The 1,228-nt window shown below is 65.0% G+C and carries 1 protein-coding gene; it reads right to left on the bottom strand.

The annotated features are described in order from the left end of the window. A partial coding sequence (gene oprB / locus LT948_RS33030; RefSeq protein WP_031642400.1) for a carbohydrate porin OprB occupies positions 1–1,228 on the bottom strand: 1,228 nt, incomplete at both ends.

Genomic DNA, 1,228 nt, shown 5'->3' with positions numbered 1-1,228 from the left:
AGAACACCGTCTGGATCTTGATCCCCGCCACCAGCGCGTTGTCGACCTCGTCGACCCCGCCCGGCTGCTTGATGTATTGCAGGTTCGGCCGCACCGTCAGCCAGTCGGTCACATGCACCCCGTAGTACAGCTCGGCGTTGTACTCGGTGTCCTGCAGCGGCTGGTACAGCGGGTTGTCGTAATCGTCGATGCCGTTCACCTGGTTCACCAGGCGCTGGCGCTTCTTCACATCGTCGTTGACGTGGATGCGCGCGATGCCCAGGCCGATGTCGTCCTTCGGCCGCGCATCGAACGGACCCTTGTAGACCACCCCGAGCTGCTGGTAGTTGTCCACCACGTTGGTCGCCTTGTCGTGGACCGTCAGGTTGGCGAACAGGCTCAACCCGCGCGAAGCATCGCCGTTGTGCGAAGTGACCTGCTGCTGCGCCACCACCCACCAGCCATGCTTGCTGCCGCGCGACTTGAAGTCGTTGCCGGTCAGCCCCTGCGGCTGGCCGTCGACGTCGTCGTAGACGTCATCGGCCTTCGCCGTGCTGTAGTAGTAGCCCAGCCGGTACTCGCCCGGCAGTTGCTCGGCGCCGACCTTCGGCTGCCAGATCAGCTCCACCGGCAGCAGCGCGCCCTTGGTCCCGCTGCCGCTCATCTTGAAGCCGTTGCCGGTCTCCAGGTTCGACGGGTTCTGCTCGTAGGCGCCGACCTGCACGTACCAGTCCGGCGCGAAGTTGTACTTCACCCGCAACGCCCACTGGCTGACCGGCCAGTTGTACCAGATGCTCCCCGCCCAGTTGCCCACCTGCGAGCCGCAGAAGGCCAGGTTCTGGAAATCGCAGGGGAAGCTGTTGAAGTCCTCGCCCTCGCCGAAACGGCCGAATTTCACGTCCAGCGCGCCGTCGAAGTACTGCTGCTTGAGCCACAGCTGGGTCAGCCGCCAGGTCTGCCCGCGGCCCCAGACCTCCTGCACCGAGCTGATGTGCCCGGCACGCGGGTCGCCGATGCGGTCGTTGGAAAGGTTCTTGCCGTTGCGCTCGGTGACGGTGAACTGGAACTCGGTAGCCTTCCAGCCGAGGATCTTCTCCAGGTCCATGTGCACGCCCAGGGCGAACTGGTCGGTGTAGCGTCCGGTCTTGTCGTCGTCATAGCCGCCATCGAGGTTGGCCGCCGCCTCGCCGACGTACTCCAGCTTGAAGTCGTAGCCCTTCTCCAGCAGCTCGGTGCGCTTGCCGCCCCA

Origin of the sequence: Pseudomonas sp. CP-1 (genome assembly GCF_021213715.1) — a bacterium.
Lineage (GTDB): Bacteria > Pseudomonadota > Gammaproteobacteria > Pseudomonadales > Pseudomonadaceae > Pseudomonas > Pseudomonas aeruginosa.
The sequence above is the reverse complement of the archived record's forward strand: the minus strand, read 5'-3'. Positions and strand labels throughout refer to the sequence as shown.